Source organism: Streptomyces sp. P5F9 (assembly GCF_057961495.1).
In genome coordinates, this window is the sequence record NZ_JBXVPZ010000001.1 from 38,793 (window position 1) to 59,734 (window position 20,942).

Below are 20,942 nucleotides of genomic sequence, written 5' to 3' on the forward strand. Positions count from 1 at the left end.
AGTGGCTGTACGGGTAGTGGCCGTAAGGGATGTGACGGAGCGTCAGTTGGAGCCGATGGTCACGCCGGTCCAGTCGATGTGGGCCGGGTTCTTGGGCAGAGCGGAGATGGACTTGCTCTTCGCGATGAGGTTGGGCGAGGAGTACGTGAAGACCAGCGCCTTGCTCTGCAGGCCGGCCCGGGTCGCTGCCTGGAGGACCTTCGCGTAGTCGGGCGAGTCCAGCGGGGTCTGCCGCACCTTGGCGATGGCCGCCTCGAAGCCCGAAGGCTCGTACGGCGAGCTGAGGTTGAGCGGGCCGTTCGGACCGAAGTGCGCGGTGAGGGTCTGCGCGGCGGAGTCGCGCCCCGTCGTCCCGTAGAGGGAGAGCGTCAGGTTCTTCGCGAAGAACGGGGTGGCCCAGTTCTTGTCGACCTTGATATTGACCGTGATGCCGACCTTCGCCAACTGCGCCTGGACGATCTCCGCTTGGGGATCCTCGGCCGGGATGACGAGGTCGAGCTTGATCTGGCCCGCCTTGTAACCGGCCTGGGAGAGCAGCTGCTTCGACTTGGCCGGGTCGTAGGCGTAGTCGTTCGCGGACTGCGGGTCGTAGGCCACATAGCCCTTGGGGAACGGCTGGTTGGTCGCCGAGCCGTAGCCGAAGGTCAGCTTGTCGACGAACTCCTGACGGTTGATCGCGTAGCGGACCGCGTCGACGACCTTGGCATTGTTGAACGGCGCCTTGTTGACGTTGAGGCTGATGTTGTTGGCGTTGAAGCCGGGCTGGACGAAGACGTCGAGTCCGGCCTTCTTGGCGGCCTCGGCCTGACTGGGGGCGATGTCGGCGAAGTTGTAGACGCCGGTCTGGAGTCCGGAGACGACGGTCGCCGCGTCGGGGGCCGAGGTCAGTTCGACGTTGTCGATGTGGATGTCCTTGGCGTCCCAGTAGTCGGGGTTCTTCTTCAGCAGCACCTTGGTGCCCGGGACGAGCTGAGTGACGGTGAACGGGCCCGCGCCGACCGGGTTCTGGTCCAGCTTGGTGGGCGACGCGGCCGCCTTCGGACTGGCGATCTGGAGGACACGCTCCCCGAGGAGCTGGGGGATCTGGTAGTCGACCTGGCTGAGGTGGAGCACCGCGTCCAGCCCGTTGGCGTCCACCGACTTGATGGAGGTGAGGTCGCCGAAGAGCGCCGAGTTCTTCTGCTTCTGGGCGCGCACGACGGCGGCCTTCACGGCGGCCGCGTCGACCGGCGTACCGTCGCTGAACTTCAGGCCCGGGCGCAGATGGAACGTGATCTGATCGCCCTTGGCGTTGTACTCCCAGCTCTTGGCCAGGTCGGGCACGGCCTTGCCGGTCGCGTCCGTACGGGTCAACGAGGCGTAGACCAGGGCGAGTTCACGGAACTGGGCGCCACTGCCGCTGACGACCGGGTCCCAGTGGGTGGGGAAGTAGGAGGAGGCCCACTTCAGCGTGGCGCCGCCGCCGGCCGTCGAGGCGTCGCCGCCGCAGGCGCCGAGGGCGGGGACGAGCACGGTGGCGAGGGCGGTACCCAGGGCGGCGGCGCGCAGCCGGCCGGGGCGGAAGGCCGCCCGGCGGCTGCGGGGCGTGAGTCGTCCGGACATCTTCGTTTCTTTCTTCGAGGGCTCCCGGCCGCGCCGGGGCAGCGGAAAGGAAGCGAGGGCGGCACACCCGGGAGGCGGACACCACGGAGACCGGGACGACGGACATGCGGGTGCGGCTTCGCTGCGCACGGAGGCATGCCGCGCCCAGGGCAGGAGGCGTCGGCGGATCGCGGGGGAGGGCCCGGGACACGGAGGGAGGCAGAGGAGGCGACGAAACGCGAGGGGCGCGTGGAGACGGCGCCGGGCGGCGAGCCGGCGGAGTGCCGGTGCTTACGGGAGCGGGGTCAGGCGCCTGTGGGCCGGGGTCGGCGGGTCAGCGACAGAGAGCGCTGCAGGTGCGCCGCAGGTCCACGTAGCGGCACACCACACCGGGGTGCGTCGTGAGCATGCTGCACATCCTGGGGCCGGTCGTCCGAGGCTGTCAATGGACACCAATTGGTGTCTCATTGGGCGGGACGGTCTCTGGCCCCTGATCAGAGCCCTGTCAGGGTCCGGAGGAAGGGGCGGGGGCCACGGCGGGATGGGCCGCGGCCTCCTCCGCGTGCAGCCACAGCGGCCCGTTGCCGGTGTCGACCCGGACGGCACCGGCCGGAGGCCATGGGCTGTCGTCGGTCAACGACGTGCGCTCGGGTTCGGTCAGCGTCCGGTACCGCGCGAGCGCGTCCGACGGCTCCAGCGCCGTGGGCGCGGGCAGCAGTCCGGGGCTGAGTTCGGCGACGGCCGAGACGTACTCCTCGTACGGCCGCCAGCCGGGTACGACGCGATGCCCGATGGCGGTGCGCAGGAGCAATGTCGGCAGCGCGTACCGGTGTTGGCCGTCCGGAGTCTCCTTGGCGGCACCGGGATGGGGCGAGCCCCCGGCACGCACCGACAGCACGTCGTCGACCGGCCTGCGGGCTTCGGCACGGTCGGCTCGCACTCCCTCCAGCACCTCGGCCGACGCCGCGTCGGTCGCGAGCCGCCCGACATCGAGACCGGGCACGCCGGACACCACGGACAGCGCCGACGCGGGGGTGTCGGCGGGCTCGCCGAGCACGAACACGCTCTCCCGCAGCCGCCGCAGCACCCGGTCCGACACGTCGGCACCCTGTGCTTCGGCCGCCTTGGCGACCAGGGAGGCCGGCCAGGAACTCGCGGCCACGCGGCTCAGACGATGTGCCCGCGGGGCGTGGGTGTGGGCGCTGATGTCCTCGACGTAGCGCGTGTACCAGGCGGTTTCCGCGGCGGGGTCGGGCGCGGGGTCGTCGTCGTGGTCGAAGAGGATGCAGTACGCGCGACGCCAGCGAACCTGTCCGGCGAAAGCCGCGCGCAGCCGGCGGAAGACGGGTTCGGATCCCCAGGCCCAGGGACACAAGGGGTCGGTGTACTCGATGACTTCGAGCACTTCGGAGGCCTTCGCGGCGTGTTGGTCCGGGGCCGTCATGCGGCTCCCCGGCGGGCCAACTGCTCCTCCGCCGCGTGCTGTTCGCCGGCGGTGGCGGGCAGCAGGGTGGCCAGGGTCGTGCCGCTCAGGACGGCGGCGGCCTCGGCCTCGATCCGGCGCCACACTCCCGGCAGACCGGAGGCGGGGCCGGGGTAGTCGAGTCCGGCGAGGGGTTCGCTGCGGAGGGTGATCAACTCACCGTCCACGGCACGGGCGACGTCGAGGAGCGTGATCTCGTCGGCGGGCCGGCCGAGCCAGTACCCGCCTTCGCAACCGCGCTGGCTGCGGACCAGGCCGGCTCTGCGCAACTCGCCCACCACGGACTTCAGGAACCGGAACGGGATCTGCTGCGAGGAGGCGATCGCCTCGCACGTGAGCGGACGGGCAGGTTCGCAGGCGAGCTCCAACAGAGCCCGCGTGGCGTAGTCCGCCTTCGCGGAGATATGCATGCGCACATAATGCCCGACGCGGCCCCCGCAACGAGAGGTTCCGCCGCTTCCCCTCCCACCTCTCCCCCTACATTGCGGGAACATTGCCGCAGGTGAAGGACAATGGACACCTCTTGACATCCTTTTCCGGGCGGCTCTAGCGTCCCCCACCATGAGCGAGCCGCTGACAACCCCCGGCGAAGGTTTCCACCCCCATCTCCACGACGCCCCAGGGCAGTCCACCGCCCCCCTGCGCAGCCGCCTGCACCACATCCGCGCCGACGCCCTCGACGGCGACACGGCCCAGAGCGGCGGCATGCGCAGGTTCGCCGCGGTGAGCGGGAAGACGGTCGGCTCCGAAAAACTGTGGATGGGCCAGACCCACGTGGCGCCCTCCACCGCCTCCTCCGACCACCACCACGGCGAATCCGAGACCGCCATCTATGTGGTGAGCGGACACCCCGAGTTCGTCTTCCTCGACGACAGCGGCCCGGAACCCGAGGAGGTATGTCTGCGCACCTCCCCCGGGGACTACATCTTCGTCCCGCCGTTCGTACCGCACCGGGAGGAGAACCCGGACCCCGCGGACGAGGCCGTGGTGGTGATCGCCCGCAGCACGCAGGAGGCGATCGTCGTGAACCTTCCGGGGCTGTACGTGCTGGGAGCGGGGGAGGACTGAGATCGACGATCGACTGATGCGGGGCGCGCTGCTCGCCCAACGGCTGCGATGTGTACACCAGTTGGGCGGTTGATCACTCCCTCCCCCGATCGACGTCCCGCCATTAATTCCCTCGCGATGCGGTCGGGATGGGCCGAGACTCGTGTCATGACTGACATGGAGGCGTTCCGGGACGCGGTCACCGCGTGGGCGACAGGTGGCTCCGGCGACCCCGCGCGCGAACTGTCCGCACGGTTGCCCGTCCGGACGGCCGTCCTGCTCGAAGGGCCCAGCGACGTCGCGGCGGTCGAGGCGCTGGCGGAAAGCCGCGGCCGCAACCTGGCGGCCGAAGGGGTCTGCGTCCTGTCGATCGGCGGCGCGATGAGCGTCGGGCACTACGCCCGACTCCTCGGTCCACCCGGACTGGGCCTCCGCCTCACGGGACTGTGCGACGAGGCGGAACGCCCCTACTACGCCCGCGGCTTCTCCCGCGCCGGCGCGGCGGAGCAGGGCTTCTTCGTCTGCGCGGCGGACCTGGAGGACGAGCTGATCCGCGTACTGGGCGTGACCCGGGTCGAAGAACTCGTCCGGGCCGAGGGCGACCAGCGTGCCCTGAACACCTTCCTGCGCCAGCCCGCCCAGCGAGGCCGTGACCCGCAGCAGCAGTTCAGACGCTTCCTGGGCACGAAGAAGGGCCGCAAAATCCACTACGGCCGCGTCCTCACCGAGGCCCTCGACCCCGAACGCGTCCCGGCACCGCTCGCCGCCCTGCTCACCGCCGCTGTGGCGCCCGCCTAGGAAGGCATACGTCGTGTCCGACCCGGACCGTCAGATTCCCTACTGGGACGCGGCCGCGGCAACGAAGACCTTCACTCACCCCCTCCATCCGCCCTGGCTGGACGGGCTCAGCAGACGCGCCGCGATTCTCGACTACGGATGCGGCTACGGCCGCACCATGGAGGAACTCGAACAGCACGGCTTCGACAACCTGACGGGCGCCGACACCTCACCGGCCATGATCGAACGAGCCCGGCACCTGCACCCCGCCCTCCACTTCGCCACCCTCGACGCACCCCCGGCGTGGCCCTCTCCGCGCGCCGCCTTCGACGCGGTGCTGGCAGCGTGGAACGGCCGTGCCGGGCTCCGTGCCCGCCGCTCTCGGATCCCTGCGCCACGACGACGTCGGCGCCCAGGTCGACCGCGCGCCTCGCTTCTTCCAGATCGGTGACCTGGATGATCAATGCGGTACCGGCCCGGCGGACGCGCTCGGCGAACGGACTCGGGTCCCCGAACGACAGCATCACCGCGGCGGGGTTGTGTTCCAACGCGTGCTCGACGGCGCCGACATCGATCTGCCAGGTGAGGAAGCCGATGCCCCACGGCTTCGCGGTGTGCTCGCCGATAATGGCCAACTCGCGGGCCAGCCAGTCGCGTTCACCGTTGGCGCTGCCCAGCAGCCCCAGCCCGCCACCGCGGGAGACCGCCGCGGTCAGAGCGCCACCGGCCGATCCACCCATCGGCGCCGACGCGATCGGGTGGTGCACACCGAACAACTTCGTGAACGCCGTCGACAGTGTCATGGCCGCCATCATCACCCGTGCCGCCGTACGAGGTGAAGCGCCGAGGATATCTGTGGCTCCGCCGCACGGCTCGACCGTAGTCTCGGGCCATGAACCAGCGGCGGCAGAAGAAGCTCTCCGGACGTCTCTTCGGAGCAATTCAGGCCGGGGACACCGCCGTTGTGACCGCGGTACTGCGCGCCGGAGCCGACCCGGAGCGGGCCGACAGCGAAGGCACCACACCGCTCTACGCCGCCTCGGTGAACGGACAAGCCCTGATCGTCGGGCTGCTCCTGTCGGCCGGTGCCTCTCCCGACACCGAGAGCGGCGGAATCGGTGCGGAGGGAGCGCCCCTGTGCGCGGCGGCGTGTTGGGGGCACGCCGACACGGTGCGCGAGCTGCTGGCCCACGGCGCCGATCCGAACGCACGGGAAGACCACGGCACAGGCTGGTCGCCCCTGGAGTGGGCGCGCCACGGTTCCCATCCCGCGACAGTCGCCCTCCTCACCGCAGCGGGCGCAAGTGGGAGCCGATAGGCGCTGGTTGGGGTTGCGGACGACGATCGACACGTACTGGGTGAGCCGGCGGGACGAAGCCGAGGTTCCGCCAAGGGACTCAGCTTCGCACCTCACGTTCGTCGTGGAGGGAAGGCCCGAGAGGCTGACCCGTCGGGGCGGGCCCGACCGCCGTCCCACCACCCCCACGCCTCAGGCCGTCACGCGGGGGACACCGCGCGGACCTTCGTCATCGAACCGTGACCCATCCGCCGTGCATGCCGGATACTCGTGATCGGCGGGGCACGTGGGTGTCGTGCCGACAGGAGGTGCGCGGGCGCATGGAGAAACCTTGGCGCGTCCTGGGCGGGCGGATCCCCACCTGGTTGCGCGACCACGATCCGGGGCTCGTGGCGACCCGGCGGGCCGCGCGCACCGCGCTGGTGATGCCCGCCCTGTTCGCCCTGTGCAGTCAGGTGCTGGACTCCGCGACGATGGCGACCTACGCGGCGTTCGGGTCGTTCTCGATGCTTCTGCTGGTGGAGTTCACCGGCCCCATGGTGCAGCGCCTGCGCGCCCACGTGGGGCTGGCCGTGGCCTGGGCGGTCCTCATCTGCCTCGGCACACTGGTGGCCCGCACGACCTGGCTCGCGATCGCCGCCATGGTCGTGGTGGGCTTCCTCATCCTCTTCTCCGGCGTGGTCAGTTCCGTCCTCGCGGGGGCGACGACCGCGCTGCTGCTGGCCTTCATCCTCCCGGTGACCTCGCCCGCCCCGCTGTCACAGCTCCCCGACCGGCTCGCCGGAGCGGGCCTCGCGGCGGCGGCCGCCATGCTCGCGATCTCCTTGCTGTGGCCCCGGCCCGCGGCGGACCCGCTCAGCGCACCCGCCGCCCGGGTCTGCCGCGCGGCCGCGGCGCAACTGCGTACCGACGCCTCCTGGCTGGCCGGCGGCCCGGACGCGCCCACCGTCCGGCAGTGCGAGGCCACCGCCGGCCAGGCCGCAGCGGCGGCGGCGGACCTGCGCACCGCCTTCGACGCCACGCTCTACCGGCCCACAGGCCTGTCCGCCGGTTCCCGCGCACTGGTCCGGCTGGTCGACGAACTGACCTGGCTGAGCGCCATCGTGGCCGACAGCGGCCCCCCATCGGAGGACCCCCGGGCCTGCGACGCCGACGCCCACGCCGTACGGCGTGCGGCGGCCACGGCCCTGGACGAGGCCGCCGACATTCTCGACGCCCCACGCAACGCGCCCGACGCCCTCCGCGCCGCCCTGGCGAACCTGCGCACGGCCATGGACGGCATGGAGGCCCGCGCCACCCACCGACTGCCCGTGCACCGGCCGAAACCCGGCACGGAGCCGGAGGTCCGCGCCTTCATCGCCACCCTCGACCTGTCCTTCCGCGCCCAGGAACTGGGGTTCGCCACCCTCCAGATCGCCGGCAACGTGGACCTGGCCGCGGCCGCCGAGCGCCGCAGCTGGCCCGAGCGGCTGCTGGGCACGGAACCCGGCGCACTGACCCAGCCGCTGGCCTCCGCCGCCGAGCGCGCCGCCGCACACCTGGAACCGCGCTCGGTCTGGCTGCACAACAGCCTCCGGGGCGCGCTCGGCCTCGGCATCGCCGTGGCCCTGGCGAACGCGACGAGTGTCCAGCACTCGTTCTGGGTGCTGCTGGGAACCCTGTCGGTGCTGCGTTCCAACGCGCTCAACACCGGGCAGAACGCGCTCCGTGCCCTGGGCGGCACGCTGGTCGGTTCGCTCATCGGGACCGGACTGCTCCAGCTCATCGGGCACCACAGCACCGTGCTCTGGTTCCTGCTCCCCGTCGCCGTACTCGTCGCCGGCATCGCCCCCGCCGCCATCTCGTTCGCGGCCGGTCAGGCGGCCTTCACCGTCACCCTCGTCATCCTGTTCAACATCGGCCAGGACCCCGACTGGCACATCGTGCTGCTGAGGATCGAGGACATCGCCCTCGGCTGCGGGGTGAGCGTCCTGGTGGGCCTGTTCTTCTGGCCGCGGGGCGCCGCGGCCGCCGTCGACCGTGCGCTGTCGGCGGCGTACACCGAAAGCGCCCGCTACCTGGCCGACACGGTGGAGTACGCGGCGAGCCGGTGCAGCATCGGCTGCATTCCGACCGACGCCCCGGTGGAGGCGGGCCGGCAGGCGGCCGCCGCGGCCCGCCGGCTCGACGACGCCTTCCGCGGCTACCTCGCCGAACGCGGCGCCAAGCCGGTACGCCTGTCCGACATGACCACCCTGGTCACCGGGGTCGTAGGACTGCGCCTCGCCTCGGACGCGGTACTGGAACTGTGGCAGCGCAACGGCGGTGAGGAACGGATCGAACCCGATCGCTCCGAGGCCCGGCTCACGCTGCTCGACACGGTCGGCCGGCTGTCCGGCTGGTACCGGGACCTGGCCGCGGGACTCGGCCGGCACACCGCCGTGCCCGCTCCGCTGTCCCGCGACCCAGACGAGGAGGCACGCCTGGTCCACTCCCTGCGCCGCGATCTGCGCGGCGACGACGGACACGCCACGGCGACAGCGGTCCGCATCATCTGGACCGCCGACCACCTCAACGCGGCCCGCCGCCTCCAGCCCAGCCTGGCGGCCGCGGCGAAGCCGAGCGATCCGGCACGTGAGGCGAGGATCGATCCACCTCACCCCGGGTAGGGAACGGCCTCGCGCGCCGACCGGAGTGCCATCGCCCACCAGGCCAGCTGGTCGAGCACAGTCCGGGCGTAGGTGGCGGACCCGGGATCGAGCGGACGGCCGTCCTGCCACGAGGTGAAGTAGTTCGGGAAGGCGAGACCGTCGCGAACCGTCACCGCGTGCAGTTCGGTCAGCACGTTCTCCAGGTGCAGTACCGCGTGCCGGCCACCCGCGGCACCGCCGTAGCTGACGAAGGCGACCGGCTTGGCCGCCCACTGCGTGAAGTGCCAGTCGATGGCCGCCTTCAGCGACGCGGGATAGCTGTGGTTGTACTCCGGCGTGACCACGACGAACGCGTCGGCGTCCGTCAGTGCCGCCGTCAGCGCCGTCATCCCGGCCGGGCGAGGGTAGTTGGTGCCGGCGTGCTTCGGTGATGCCGCGGGCAGCGCCAACGGGACGTCGAACTCGGCCAGATCGACGACTTCCACCTCGAAGACACCGTGCAGACCGGCCTGTTGGGCCACCCACGAGGCAACGACCGGGCCGAACCGTCCTTCACGCACACTTCCGACGATGATCACGAGCTGAGGTCTGTTCTCCATGCCCGCCACGATCGGACGGCGCCGCGCTCCCAGCCAGACCGTGCTCAGGCTGGCCCCCGCAGGGCCACTCCGAGCACTCCGCGACGAGCGGGCAGCGCCGTAAACTCACGCCATGGGTTCGCCGTTGGGGGATTTCATCCGGACCAAGCGAGACAGCATTCAGCCCCAGTCGCTGGGGTTGCCCGATCGCGGCCGCCGCCGGTCACCCGGCCTGCGGCGCTCGGATCTCGCCGCGCTGGCCGGCATCAGCGTCGAGTACCTGACGCGCATCGAGCAGGGCCGCGACCGCAATCCCTCGGTGGCCGTGGTGCGCTCGCTCGCCGACGCGCTCGGCCTCAACGCGTCGGAGCGCGACCATCTGCGCTACCTCACGAAGATCACCGGCGGCGAATGCTCAGCCCACACGCGACCGGGGCCGCCGCCCCGCGAGATCCGTCCGTCCATCCTGCGGACGCTCCGCCTCCTCGAACCCGGAATCGCCCTGGTCACCAACCGACTTGGGGACGTCCTCGCCCACACCAGCGGCTACGAGTCGCTGGTACGCGGGACCGGACTGCTCGACACCGACACGCCGAACGTCACGCGCTACGTCTTCACCGACCCCCGCGCACGGACGTTCTTCACGGACTGGGACGACGTCGCGGACGAGCAGGCTTTCGACCTGTGGCTCGGACCGACCGTGGGGAACTCCGAATGGTTCACCACGGAACTCGCGTCCGTCGCCGGCCCCGACTTCACGCGCCGCCTGAACCGGCATGTGGTTCCGCGACGCGGGACCCTCCGCCTCGCCCACCCGTCCGGGTGCGCACTCCACCTGCTCCGCGAGACGCTCGAACTCCCCGCGGACGCCCAGCAGTTGGTCGTCCTGCTGCCCGCGGACGACAGCACGGCACAGGCCCTCGACGAACTCCGCCGCCGGTCGCACGGTCGGCTCCGGGCCATCTCCTGACACCCCCCGGGCCCCGGTGGACGGCCTGTGGTGCCGCTTCGTCGCTGGGCAGTAGCGCGCCCCGTACCAGGTGACATGGCTGATCCGACCCGGCCGGGGTAGCCGGGACAGTGAACGGTTCGATGCTCGTCGGACCGGAGGAGAGGAGCGTCATGCCGCGCGTAATGGAGCGTATCAAGCGGTTCGCCAGGAGCCCCCAGGGGCGACGCACGGCGGACCAAGTACGCCGAGCCGCCGCCGACCCGCGCCGCCGGGCCCAGGCCCAGCGCCTGCTGGCCAGACTTCGCGGCCGCGGCTGAGCCCACCCGCTCCACGCCGACGGACTTCACGGGCGAGCCAGTCGGGCGGCACACGCTACCGAGGGAGGATTGATCGCTGTGGAAGGTTCGTCGCTCCGGGCAGTGGGCTGGGCCCGCACCCTGCCGTTGGACAGCGAGGTGAAGTCGGCCCGGGACTGGGCGCGCAAGCATCTGGAGGCGCTCGACTGGACCGCCACCGCCCCGGAAACGGTGGATGCCGTACTGCTCACCGTCTCCGAACTGGTCACCAACGCGCACCGGCACGCCCACAGCAGCGCCCAGTTGGTGATGACGTGCGACGACCACTGCCTGCACGTCTCCGTCCACGACAAGTCCAGCGACCTGCCCACTCCGCGCGAGGCGAGCACGGAACGCCTAGGCGGACGCGGAATGCTCCTCGTGGATGCGATGGCCGACACCTGGGAGTCGCACTCCTGCCCCCACGGCAAGTCGGTCAGTGCCTGTTTCCATGTGCCAGGCCCTTCGGCGCCGTCGCGGGGCCGTTGAACCGGCATACGTCCACACCAACGGCCCGAAAAACTCCGGGGGTTCACGATGAAGCGGTACGTCCTCACCGGTGCGCCCGGCGCGGGGAAGACATCGATCCTCCGTCAACTCCAAGAACGCGGATTCGACGTCGTCGAGGAGGCGGCGACCGCGATCATCGCGGACGGGCAGGCCGCAGGGCACCCCGAGCCCTGGGCCCGGGCCGACTTCGTCGAGGAAGTCGCCGCCCTCCAGCGTCGACGGCAGATGTCGCCCACGACGGGAGACGCGACCGTGCAGGTCTACGACAGGTCTCCGATCTGCACGCACGCTCTCGGCGTCTACCTCGGACGCCCCGTCCCCGAGACGCTCTCCGCCGAGATCGACAGGATCACCCGCGAGCGGGTCTACGAGCAGCAGGTCTTCTTCGTCCGCACGATCGGTTTCTGCCGGCCCACCGCCGCACGCCGGATCAGCTACGAGGAGTCGCTGGAGTTCGAGCGGATCCACGAACAGAGCTATCGGCGGTTCGGCTACGACCTCGTGGAGGTGCCGGCCGGCGAAATCGCCGATCGGGTGGCGTTGATCGCGGAGACCATGGCGCGGCTCTCGGCGTGATGACCCCGCTGACTTGGGGCGCATTGACATTCGGGTCGATGCCTCAGAAACTCGATCACATGACCAAGGTCCTGCTGCTCACCAAGGAGCGCTGCGTCGACCTTGTCCGCGTGTCCAGCGCCCTGTGTTGATCCCCTGATCCACGGCTCGCAGATCCACAGATCCACGCCGCGTTCCCCTCCGCCCGGCTGACCTCAGCCGCGGTTCGAGGGACGCCCCTGCACTCACCGACCCGGACACCCCTAGGTTCGTCGTCGGTCACGCTGCGATCGGAAGCACGATGAGCCCGGAATTTCTCTGGTACATCCCCAACACCGTCGAGCCGGGCCACCGCGGCGACGACACGACGGACGGCTGGGGCTCCATCGAGTACTCCACCGACCTCGCCCGCACCGCCGAGCGACACGGGTGGGGCGGCGCGCTCCTCGGTACCGGGTGGGGCCGCCCCGACACCTTCACCGTCGCCACCGCGCTGGCCGCCCGGACCACCACCTTCAAGCCCCTGATCGCGATCCGTCCCGGCTACTGGCAGCCGGCCCACTTCGCCGCCGCAGCAGCGACCTTGGACCAGCTCAGCCGCGGCCGGGTCCTCGTCAACATCGTCGGCGGCCTCGACCACCTGGCCGCCTACGGCGACACCCGCAGCGATCCGGCCCAACGCTACGCGCGCACCCAGGAGTTCCTGCGTCTCGTACGGCGGCTGTGGACCGAGGAGGACGTGACGTTCGCCGGTGAGCACTTCCAGGTGAGCGGCTCCACGGTCGCGCCCCGCCCCTGGACGACGGCCGGCAGAGCACATCCGACGCTCTACTTCGGCGGCGCGTCCGAGGCCGCCGAGCGGGTGTCGGCGGCCGAGGCGGACGTGCAGCTCTTCTGGGGCGAACCCCTTGCCGGGCTCGCCGAACGCATCGACCGGCTCAGGACGTTGAGCGACCAGGTCGGCCGCCGGCACCGGCCGCTCGAATTCGGCCTGCGGATCACCACCGTGGTGCGCGACACCACGGAGGAGGCGTGGCGGGCGGCGGAGGAAAGGGTCGCCCGCATGGCGGCGGGCTCGGCCGACGAGCTGACCTGGACGGGCAACCGGAAGACGGCCGTCGGACAACAGCGGCTCTACGACCTCGCTGCCGGCGGTGAGGTGCTCGACACCTGCCTGTACACCACGCCGGGCAGGTTCGGCGGCGGGGGAGCGGCGACGACCTGGCTGGTCGGCTCCGCCGCCGACCTGGCCACGGCGCTCGACAACTACCGCAAGCTCGGCATCACTCACTTCGTCCTCTCCGACACCCCCTACAAACAGGAAATCATCCGCGTCGGCGACCAACTCCTGCCCCGGCTGCGCTGATCCGCGTGCTGCCGAACGCCGTCCTCATCGTCATCGGCGGGCTCCCCGGCACTGGGAAGACCACGCTGTCCCGGCTCCTGGCCGCACACGTCGGGGCGGTGCACCTGCGCGTCGACACCATCGAGCAGGCACTCGTCCGCTCCGGCCAGGCCCAGCACCCTGTCGGGCCGGCCGGATACGTCGTCGGGTACGCCCTGGCCGAGGAACACCTCCGGCAGGGTCTCACCGTGATCGCGGAGTCGGTCAACCCGCTGGCCGTCACCCGCGACAGCTGGCGCGACGCGGGAGCCCGGGCGGGCATCCCGGTCGTGGAGGTTGAAGTGATCTGCTCGGATCCGGCCGAGCATCGGCACCGGGTGACCTCCCGGTCGGTCGACATTCCCGATCTGCCGCTTCCGGACTGGCAGCAGGTCCGCCGCCGCGACTACGAACCCTGGAACCGTGACCACATCACCCTCGACACCGCCGGACAGGGACCGCGGGAATCGCTCAACTCCCTTCTCCACCACCTCGATCGACTCCGGCTCCTGCCGCGGCGGTGAGCGCTTTCCCCTCGCACCGGTGCGAGGCCCGGGGACGTCTTGACGCAGGCAGAGCAGTCGATCTACGGTGAGCGCGAGCTACGAGTTCCGGTGATCAAGCCCTGGCTGGCCGGACGGCAACCCTCGACGCAGTGGGGTGCCCCAGGTGACGGCTCGGCGGATGTTCCTGTTCTGCAAGTGCGTTCCCACCGGCCTCAGTTGCCGGCGACACCCCTAGGAGGACGACGTGGCAACCGGCCTCGTGCTGTGCTCCCGGCGTCATGTGGATCTGCTGCTGGTCTCCAGCTGTCTCTGTCACAGCTGACCCGCTCCTCGCGCAGCACTCTCACCTTCACCCTCCCCCTTCACGCGACAGCGCGCGCCCGGCATGTCCTGCCTGCCGCACCCCTTTCGCGCACCCACCATGCGGAGACAGAGACCAGCCATGGCACACTCCAGCACCGTCAGACCGCTTCGACCCCTCGGCGCCCTGTCCCTCGGCACGGCGTTCTTGGTCGCCCTCACCGGCTGCACCAGCAGCAAGACGTCCACCGGCTCCGACGGTCCGACGATCACCGTCGGCACCACCGACCAGGTGACCAGCCTCGACCCGGCGGGCGCCTGGGACGCGGGCTCCGGCACCATCGAGAGCGAGGTCTACGCGACCCTCCTCAGCGTGAAGAACGGCGCCACGGAGGTCTCCCCGGACCTCGCCACCGGCATCGAGCTGACGGGTCCCAAGCAATACACGGTGACGCTGAGGAAGGGCCTGAAGTTCGCGAACGGCCACCGACTCACCTCCTCCGACGTCAAGTTCAGCTTCGACCGCACACTGAAGATCGCCGACGAGAACGGCCCCTCGTCCCTCCTGTACAACCTCGCCTCGGTCGCCGCCCCGTCACCGACCACGGTCGTCTTCACCCTCAAGTCCGCCGACGACACCCTGTTTCCGCAGGTGTTGTCCACGGCGGCCGGCTACATCGTCGACGAACAGACCTTCCCCGCGGACAAGATCCTCGACGACAAGGCCATCGTCACGGCCAAGCCCTGGAACGGCCCGTACGGCGTCACGGGCTACGACAAGAACTCGCTGGTCTCCTTCACCGAAAACAGCGCCTACGGCGGCCAGTTGGGCACCCCGAAGACCAAGAACATCCAGCTCAAGTACTACACCGACGCCAGCAACCTGAAGCTCGACGTCCAGCAGGGCACCGTCGACGCCGTCTACCGCACACTCACCACCGCCGACCTCGACGACCTGGCCAAGAAGAAGGACATCAAGGTCCACACCGGTTCCGGCAACGGCATCCGCTACATCGTCTTCGACTTCCAGACCCAGCCCTACGGCACCAAGACCAAGGACGCCGACAAGACCAAGGCGCTCGCCGTCCGTCAGGCCGTGGCCGACTCCGTCGACCGGGCCCAACTCGCCCAGCAGGTCTACAAGAACAGCTACCAGCCGTTGTACAGCTCGGTGCCCGACGGACTCACCGGCGCCACCGACTCCTTCAAGTCGCTCTACGGCGACAAGAAAGGCGGCCCCGACAAGGCAGCGGCCGCCGCACGGCTGAAGGCGGCGAAGGTGACCACCCCCGTCACCCTCAACCTGCAGTACAACAGCGACCATTACGGCTCGTCCTCGGCCGACGAGTACGCGCTCGTCAAGACCCAGCTCGAAGCCACCGGCCTGTTCAAGGTGAACCTCCAGTCCACCGAGTGGACCCAGTACGGCAAGGACCGCGTCAAGCACCTCTACCCGCTCTACCAACTCGGTTGGTACGCCGACTACTTGGACGCCGACAACTACCTCTCGCCCTTCTACTCCGCCAACAGCTGGGTCGCCAACGGCTACGACGACCCCGCCGTACGGGCGCTGATCCAGAAGGAGGAGACCGAGACCGACGCGGCCAAGCGCGCCGAACTCCTCAAGCAGGCGCAGGACAAGGCCGCCGCGCAGGTGCCGCTGCTGCCCCTGCTCCAGGGGTCCACCGCGATCGTCACCCGTACCGATGTCAGCGGTGTGCCGGACGCGCTGACCAGCGCGTACACCTTCCGCTGGGCGGGACTGTCGAAGAAGTGAGCGCCCTGACCCAGGAGACGACCCCGGGCGTCGTCGGCACCCCCGCCGACGGCGCCGCCGGGTACGGACTCGCCCGCTACCTGGTGGTCCGCTTCCTCCTCATCATCCCCACCGTGTTCATCCTGGTCAGCCTGGTGTTCTTCCTGATGCGTGCCACCGGCGACCCGATCAGCGCCGCGTTCGGCGACCGGCTCACCCCGGACCAGCTCCAGGCGAAACTCCATCAGGCGGGCTACGACCGGCCGTTGCTCACCCAGTACCTCGACTATCTGAAATCCCTGGCGACCGGCGACTTCGGCCGCACCGTCACCGACAACGAACCGGTCACCCATGTCCTGGGCACCTACGGCGCCGCCACCGTCGAACTCGCCTGCTACGCCCTCCTCGTGGCCCTCGCCGTCGGTGTACCGCTGGGCATGGTGGCGGCCTCGTACCGCGACCGCGCGCCCGACGCGGCACTGCGGCTCTTCGCCGTCCTCACCTACGCCACCCCCGTGTTCTTCGTGGGGCTACTGCTGAAGCTGGTGTTCGCCATCCAACTCGGCTGGCTGCCCGCCTCCGGACGGGCGAGCACCGACGTCCAGCTCTTCCTCCAGAACCAGACCAGCACCACCGGCTTCTACCTCGTCGACGCCCTCCGCAGCGGCGACGGAGCAGCCGTCACCGACGTGCTGAAACACGCCGTACTGCCCGGCGTGGCACTGGGGCTGCTCGTCGCCGGCATCCTCCTGCGGCTGGTCCGCACGAACCTGATCGGCACCCTCGGCGCCGACTACGTCGAGGCCGCCCGCTCCCGAGGCGTCGCGCCCTTCCGCCTGGTCACCCGGCACGCCACCCGGCCCGCCCTGATCCCCGTCGTCACCGTCCTGGGACTCCAGGTCGCCGGACTGCTCGGCGGAGCGGTGCTGACGGAGACCACCTTCGAGTGGAAGGGCCTCGGCTACGAACTCGCCCACTATCTGACGGTCCGTGACTTCCCGGCGGTGCAGGGCATCGTGGCCCTGTTCGCCGTCGTCGTGGCGGTGACGAACTTCCTCGTCGACGTGGTCGCGGCCCTCATCGATCCCCGAGTGAGGTACTGAGCCGTGGCCCAACTCCTCGTGCGGCGGCCCACCTTGCTGTCCGACCGCATGCGCGCACGACTTCACACCGGCGGTTCGATACAGCGCGCCATGCTGCTCACCGGCGCCGTACTCACGGTGCTGTTCGTCCTCACCGCCCTCCTCGGACCGCTGCTCGCCCCCTACGGATACGCACAACTCCAGGACGGGGGAAGGCTGTTCGGCTCGCAGCAACACCCCAGCGGCGCCCATCCGCTGGGCACCACCATCGCCGGGTACGACGTGCTCTCCCGTACGGTGTGGGGCGCCAGGACCGCGCTGGAGATCATCCTCGCCGCGCTGCTGCTCTCGGTGATCCCCGGCACCGTACTGGGGCTGGCCTCCGGCTATCTCGGCGGGCGCCTCGACCGGCTGCTGGTGGGGCTGGCCGACGCGCTCTACGCGTTTCCGCCGCTGCTGCTCGCCATCGTCATGTCGATCGTGATCAGCGGCGGACAGTCGAGCCTCGTCGGCGGTCTCGGCGCGGCGGCCTGTTCGGTCGCCGTGGCGTTCGTACCGCAGTACTTCCGTGTCGTACGGGCCGAAGTGACCCGCGTGAAGGCCGAGCCCTTCGTCGACGCGGCCCGGGTGATCGGCACCGGCACCTGGCGGATCATGTTCCGGCACGTGCTGCGCAACTCCGTCCGCACGCTCCCCCTGATCTTCACCATCAACGCCTCCGAGGCCATCCTCACCCTCGCCGGGCTCGGTTTCCTCGGCTTCGGCATCGAACCCAACTCGGCGTCCGAGTGGGGTTACGACCTCAACCGCTCGGTGGCGGACGTCACTTCGGGGCTGTGGTGGACCGCGATCCCGCCCGGCCTGGCCATCGTGCTCACCGTGCTCGGCACGACTCTGCTCGGCGAGAGCCTCACCGACCTCGCGGACCCGCGACTGCGGCGACGCGGCGGCACGGCCGCGAAGGCGACCGCCACCGGAACGGACGGAGGCGCGGACGATGACTGACCTCCTGCGCATCGAGGACCTGCACGTCACCTTCGCCACGGACGCCGGCGCCGCCCCCGCGGTGAACGGCGTGAGCCTGTCCGTCGCACCGGGCGAGGTACTGGCCCTCGTCGGAGAGAGCGGCAGCGGCAAGACCGTCACGGCCAAGTCGGTCCTGGGTCTGCTCCCCGCCACCGCGACCGCCCGCGGCCGGGTCCTCCTGGGCGACGGCACCGCCGACCCCGCCGAGGACGTCCTCACCGCGTCTCCTGCCCGGCTGCGCGCCCTGCGCGGCACGCACGCCGCGATGGTCTTCCAGGAACCGTCCACCGCACTCAACCCGGTCTTCACCATCGGCTGGCAGCTCACCGAAGGCCTGCGCGCCCACGGCCACGGCGGCAGCAAGGCCGAACGCCGGGCCCTGGCCGTCGAATGGCTCGACAAGGTCGGCATCCCCGACCCCGCCACCCGCGTGAACCACTACCCCCACCAACTGTCCGGCGGCCAGAAGCAACGCGCCGTCATCGCCATGGCCCTCGCCCTCGGCACCCGGCTCATCGTGGCCGACGAGCCCACCACGGCCCTCGACGTCACCGTGCAGGCGGAGATCCTCGAACTCCTGCACCGCTGCCGCACCGACTTCGGCACCGCCGTCCTCCTCATCACCCACAACATGGGCGTCGTCGCCGACCTCGCGGACCGGGTGGCCGTGATGAGCGAGGGCGAGATCGTCGAACAGGCCCCGGTCCGCGACCTGTTCGCCGCGCCCGTCCACCCGTACACCCGCGAACTGCTCGCCGCCGTACCGGTCTTCGGGGAGCGGAGCCGGACGCAGACCTCCGCGACGGGCGACGAGCAACCCGTCGTACGGGCCGCCGGGCTGGTCGTGGACTACACCGGACGACTGGGAAGGAAGGGCTTCCGCGCGGTCGACGGCGTGAGCTTCGAGATCCGCCCGGGCGAGGTGCTCGGGCTGGTGGGGGAGAGCGGCAGCGGCAAGACCACCATCGGCCGCGCGGTCGCCGGTCTGACGGCCGTCACCGGCGGTGAACTCACTGTGTTCGGCGAGCCGTTGACGGCCCGCCGCCGCACCCGCGGCCGGGCCGGCCACATCGGCTACGTCTTCCAGGACCCCGCGTCCAGTTTCAACCCGCTCCTCACCATCGCCGACAGCGTCGCGGAACCACTGACCGTCCACCGGCGCGAACTCGGGGCCGCCGCGATCCGCGCCGAGGTCGAGGCGCTCCTGAACTCCGTTCATCTGCCCAGCAGTTACGGCGACCGCTATCCGCACGAACTCAGCGGCGGCCAACGGCAGCGCGCGGCGCTGGCCCGGGCGCTCGCCCTGCGGCCCCCACTGATCGTCGCGGACGAGCCGACCTCCGCCCTCGACGTCTCCGTCCAGGCGAAGGTGCTCGACCTCTTCACCGAACTGCAACGGGAGTTGGGCTTCGCGGCCCTGTTCATCAGCCACGACCTCGCGGTGGTCGAGCAGGTCGCCGACCGTGTCGTCGTGCTGCACCGCGGCCGGATCGCCGCGTCCGGTTCCACGGCCGCGGTGCTGGGCAGTCCACAGGACGACTACACACGGCGGCTGGTCGCCTCCCTGCCCGTCGCCGACCCGGTACGGCAGAGCCGCCGCAGGGGCCGGACCGTCGATGCCTCCGAGGCGCTGGACGAAGGAGTGGCACGCGCATGAGCGACACCGTGGCGGACCTCGTCGACGAGGTACTGAGCAGCACCCCCGTCATCGACGGCCACAACGACCTCCCGCTGGCGCTGCGAGCCCGATCCGGCTACAGCGTCGACGGGCTGGACGACGGGCGCCCCGACCTCCACACCGACCTGCCCCGGCTGCGCGCCGGAGGGGTCGGCGCGCAGTTCTGGTCGGTGTACGTCTCGTCCCAACTCCCCGAACCCGAGGCCGTGGTGGCCACGCTGGAGCAGATCGACGCCGTGTACCGGCTCGTCGCCCGCTACCCGGACACCCTGCGGATCGCCTACACCGCGGCCGACGTCGAGCGTTCGCTCGCCGACGGACGGATCGCCTCCCTGCTCGGCATCGAGGGCGGCCACAGCCTCGCCGAGTCCCCGGGCGTCCTGCGGTCCTACGCCCGGCTCGGCGTCCGGTATGTGACCCTCACCCACAACGACAACACCACCTGGGCGGACTCGGCCACCGACGAGCCCGGCGTCGGCGGCCTGAACGACACGGGCCGCGCGATCGTCGCCGAACTCAACCGCACCGGCGTGCTCGTGGACCTCTCCCATGTCGCCGACTCCACCCAGCGCGCGGCGCTCGCCGCATCGACCTCCCCGGTGCTGTTCAGCCACTCCTCCGCACGCGCCCTCAACGACCACCCGCGCAATGTCGCCGACCCCGTCCTGGAGTTGCTGCGGGACAACGGCGGTGTCATCCAGCTCACCTTCGTCCCGTACTTCATCTCGGCCGAAGTCGCGGAGTGGGCACAGGAGTTGCAGGCCGAGCGGGAACGCCTCGGGCTGCCCTCGCACCCCTGGACCTGGCCGCGCGCACCACGGCCGGGCGAGGACCCGGCCCAGGTCGCCAAGGAACTCGCGGCCGGTTTCGCAGCATCCGCCGACGACCGGCTGCGGCGCTGGACCGAGGAACACCCCCGGCCCGAGGTGACGGTGGCCCAGGTCGCCGACCATGTCGAGCACGCCCGTGAGGTGGCGGGCCGGGACCACATCGGCCTCGGTGGCGACTACGACGGCGTCGACCACCAGCCCACCGGGCTCGCCGACGTCTCCGGCTACCCAGTGCTGCTGCGCGAACTCGCCGACCGCGGCTGGTCCCGGTCCGACCTGGAGGCACTGACCGGCCGCAACGTGCTGCGCGTCCTGCGCGAGGCCGAGCACCGAGCGACCGAACCGCTGTGGCCGACGGCTCCGCTGCGGTGAGCCGCCGACGCCGATGGGCCGACGCGTTCGCCCGGTGGACACCGGGTCTGCTTGCGGTCGGCTGCTGCCTGGGGGGACTCCCGCTGCCCGAGCTCCCGGCCCGCGAAAAGACACCGGAGCCGCACGGCGGACCGCCGTACGGCCACCCGGAGTGCCTCGCCGCCCACATCCCGCTGACGGATGCGGAGCGGGAGCTGTGGTCAGACCTCGGCCAGACGGTTTGAGCAGGGTCCTGCGGTCCGCTCGCGCCTGTACGGCTGCGA

The 20,942-nt window shown here is 70.8% G+C and carries 20 protein-coding genes, 1 pseudogene and 1 riboswitch; of the genes and pseudogenes, 16 read left to right on the forward strand and 5 right to left on the reverse strand.

Annotated elements, in window-relative coordinates; all coding sequences use genetic code 11:
• Positions 1 to 42: 42 nt before the first annotated feature.
• From AC31A1_RS00195 to AC31A1_RS00205, 3 genes are all read right to left on the reverse strand, one after another.
• A complete protein-coding gene (locus AC31A1_RS00195; protein WP_489651181.1) occupies positions 43 to 1,602 on the reverse strand; it encodes an ABC transporter substrate-binding protein in 1,560 nt (519 codons plus the stop codon).
• Between the two features lie 484 nt (positions 1,603 to 2,086).
• Positions 2,087 to 3,025, reverse strand: a complete 939-nt coding sequence (locus AC31A1_RS00200) for a DsbA family oxidoreductase (protein ID WP_489651182.1) — start codon at positions 3,023 to 3,025, stop codon at positions 2,087 to 2,089.
• The gene (locus AC31A1_RS00205; RefSeq protein WP_489651183.1) at positions 3,022 to 3,474 is read right to left on the reverse strand and encodes an RrF2 family transcriptional regulator; all 453 of its coding nucleotides are present in this window, start codon (positions 3,472 to 3,474) and stop codon (positions 3,022 to 3,024) included. Before AC31A1_RS00205 ends, AC31A1_RS00200 begins: the two co-directional genes overlap by 4 nt.
• A gap of 151 nt (positions 3,475 to 3,625) precedes the next feature.
• Here AC31A1_RS00205 and AC31A1_RS00210 point away from each other — a divergent pair, with 151 nt between their 5' ends.
• From AC31A1_RS00210 to AC31A1_RS00220, 3 genes are all read left to right on the forward strand, one after another.
• A complete protein-coding gene (locus AC31A1_RS00210; RefSeq protein ID WP_489651184.1) occupies positions 3,626 to 4,132 on the forward strand; it encodes a cupin domain-containing protein in 507 nt (168 codons plus the stop codon).
• Positions 4,133 to 4,279: 147 nt separating this feature from the next.
• The gene (locus AC31A1_RS00215) at positions 4,280 to 4,909 is read left to right on the forward strand and encodes a TOPRIM nucleotidyl transferase/hydrolase domain-containing protein (protein WP_489651185.1); all 630 of its coding nucleotides are present in this window, start codon (positions 4,280 to 4,282) and stop codon (positions 4,907 to 4,909) included.
• A gap of 157 nt (positions 4,910 to 5,066) precedes the next feature.
• Positions 5,067 to 5,339, forward strand: a complete 273-nt coding sequence (locus AC31A1_RS00220; RefSeq protein ID WP_489651235.1) for a class I SAM-dependent methyltransferase — start codon at positions 5,067 to 5,069, stop codon at positions 5,337 to 5,339.
• Here AC31A1_RS00220 and AC31A1_RS00225 read toward each other — a convergent pair.
• A pseudogene (locus AC31A1_RS00225) lies at positions 5,311 to 5,703 on the reverse strand (nitronate monooxygenase); the annotation flags it as partial. The gene AC31A1_RS00220 and the pseudogene AC31A1_RS00225 sit on opposite strands and share 29 nt — an antisense overlap.
• A 77-nt stretch (positions 5,704 to 5,780) precedes the next feature.
• Between AC31A1_RS00225 and AC31A1_RS00230 the strand changes: the two are divergent.
• On the forward strand, positions 5,781 to 6,206 hold the full coding sequence (locus AC31A1_RS00230) for an ankyrin repeat domain-containing protein (protein WP_489651186.1): 426 nt from the start codon (positions 5,781 to 5,783) through the stop codon (positions 6,204 to 6,206).
• A gap of 299 nt (positions 6,207 to 6,505) precedes the next feature.
• Positions 6,506 to 8,833: an FUSC family protein gene (locus AC31A1_RS00235; RefSeq protein ID WP_489651187.1), complete on the forward strand. Its 2,328-nt coding sequence runs from the start codon at positions 6,506 to 6,508 to the stop codon at positions 8,831 to 8,833.
• Here AC31A1_RS00235 and AC31A1_RS00240 read toward each other — a convergent pair.
• Positions 8,821 to 9,414, reverse strand: a complete 594-nt coding sequence (locus AC31A1_RS00240; RefSeq protein ID WP_489651188.1) for an NADPH-dependent FMN reductase — start codon at positions 9,412 to 9,414, stop codon at positions 8,821 to 8,823. The genes AC31A1_RS00235 and AC31A1_RS00240 overlap by 13 nt on opposite strands.
• Positions 9,415 to 9,526: 112 nt before the next feature.
• Here AC31A1_RS00240 and AC31A1_RS00245 point away from each other — a divergent pair, with 112 nt between their 5' ends.
• From AC31A1_RS00245 to AC31A1_RS00295, 11 genes are all read left to right on the forward strand, one after another.
• Positions 9,527 to 10,363 carry a helix-turn-helix domain-containing protein gene (locus AC31A1_RS00245; RefSeq protein ID WP_489651189.1) on the forward strand — a complete coding sequence of 279 codons (837 nt, stop codon included), beginning with the start codon at positions 9,527 to 9,529 and terminating at the stop codon, positions 10,361 to 10,363.
• Positions 10,364 to 10,740: 377 nt separating this feature from the next.
• Positions 10,741 to 11,169: an ATP-binding protein gene (locus AC31A1_RS00250; protein ID WP_489651236.1), complete on the forward strand. Its 429-nt coding sequence runs from the start codon at positions 10,741 to 10,743 to the stop codon at positions 11,167 to 11,169.
• A gap of 48 nt (positions 11,170 to 11,217) precedes the next feature.
• Positions 11,218 to 11,766 carry an AAA family ATPase gene (locus AC31A1_RS00255; RefSeq protein WP_489651190.1) on the forward strand — a complete coding sequence of 183 codons (549 nt, stop codon included), beginning with the start codon at positions 11,218 to 11,220 and terminating at the stop codon, positions 11,764 to 11,766.
• Positions 11,767 to 12,046: 280 nt separating this feature from the next.
• The gene (locus AC31A1_RS00260) at positions 12,047 to 13,111 is read left to right on the forward strand and encodes an LLM class flavin-dependent oxidoreductase (protein ID WP_489651191.1); all 1,065 of its coding nucleotides are present in this window, start codon (positions 12,047 to 12,049) and stop codon (positions 13,109 to 13,111) included.
• A 5-nt stretch (positions 13,112 to 13,116) separates the two neighbouring features.
• Complete coding sequence (locus AC31A1_RS00265; RefSeq protein ID WP_489651192.1) at positions 13,117 to 13,653, forward strand: P-loop nucleotide/nucleoside kinase family protein; 537 nt, start codon at positions 13,117 to 13,119, stop codon at positions 13,651 to 13,653.
• Between the two features lie 76 nt (positions 13,654 to 13,729).
• Positions 13,730 to 13,839, forward strand: a riboswitch (SAM riboswitch).
• Positions 13,840 to 14,077: 238 nt separating this feature from the next.
• Positions 14,078 to 15,712 (forward strand): ABC transporter substrate-binding protein, encoded by a 1,635-nt coding sequence (locus AC31A1_RS00270; RefSeq protein ID WP_489651193.1) that lies wholly within the window; start codon positions 14,078 to 14,080, stop codon positions 15,710 to 15,712.
• Entirely contained in the window at positions 15,709 to 16,794 is a 1,086-nt protein-coding gene (locus tag AC31A1_RS00275; protein WP_489651194.1) for an ABC transporter permease, read from the forward strand. The genes AC31A1_RS00270 and AC31A1_RS00275 overlap by 4 nt, the downstream gene beginning before the upstream one ends.
• 3 nt (positions 16,795 to 16,797) lie before the next feature.
• Positions 16,798 to 17,778, forward strand: a complete 981-nt coding sequence (locus tag AC31A1_RS00280) for an ABC transporter permease (protein WP_489651195.1) — start codon at positions 16,798 to 16,800, stop codon at positions 17,776 to 17,778.
• A complete protein-coding gene (locus AC31A1_RS00285; RefSeq protein ID WP_489651196.1) occupies positions 17,771 to 19,456 on the forward strand; it encodes a dipeptide ABC transporter ATP-binding protein in 1,686 nt (561 codons plus the stop codon). The genes AC31A1_RS00280 and AC31A1_RS00285 overlap by 8 nt, the downstream gene beginning before the upstream one ends.
• On the forward strand, positions 19,453 to 20,679 hold the full coding sequence (locus tag AC31A1_RS00290) for a dipeptidase (RefSeq protein WP_489651197.1): 1,227 nt from the start codon (positions 19,453 to 19,455) through the stop codon (positions 20,677 to 20,679). The genes AC31A1_RS00285 and AC31A1_RS00290 overlap by 4 nt, the downstream gene beginning before the upstream one ends.
• Complete coding sequence (locus AC31A1_RS00295; RefSeq protein WP_489651198.1) at positions 20,655 to 20,903, forward strand: DUF6059 family protein; 249 nt, start codon at positions 20,655 to 20,657, stop codon at positions 20,901 to 20,903. Before AC31A1_RS00290 ends, AC31A1_RS00295 begins: the two co-directional genes overlap by 25 nt.
• The last annotated feature ends 39 nt before the right edge of the window (positions 20,904 to 20,942 follow it).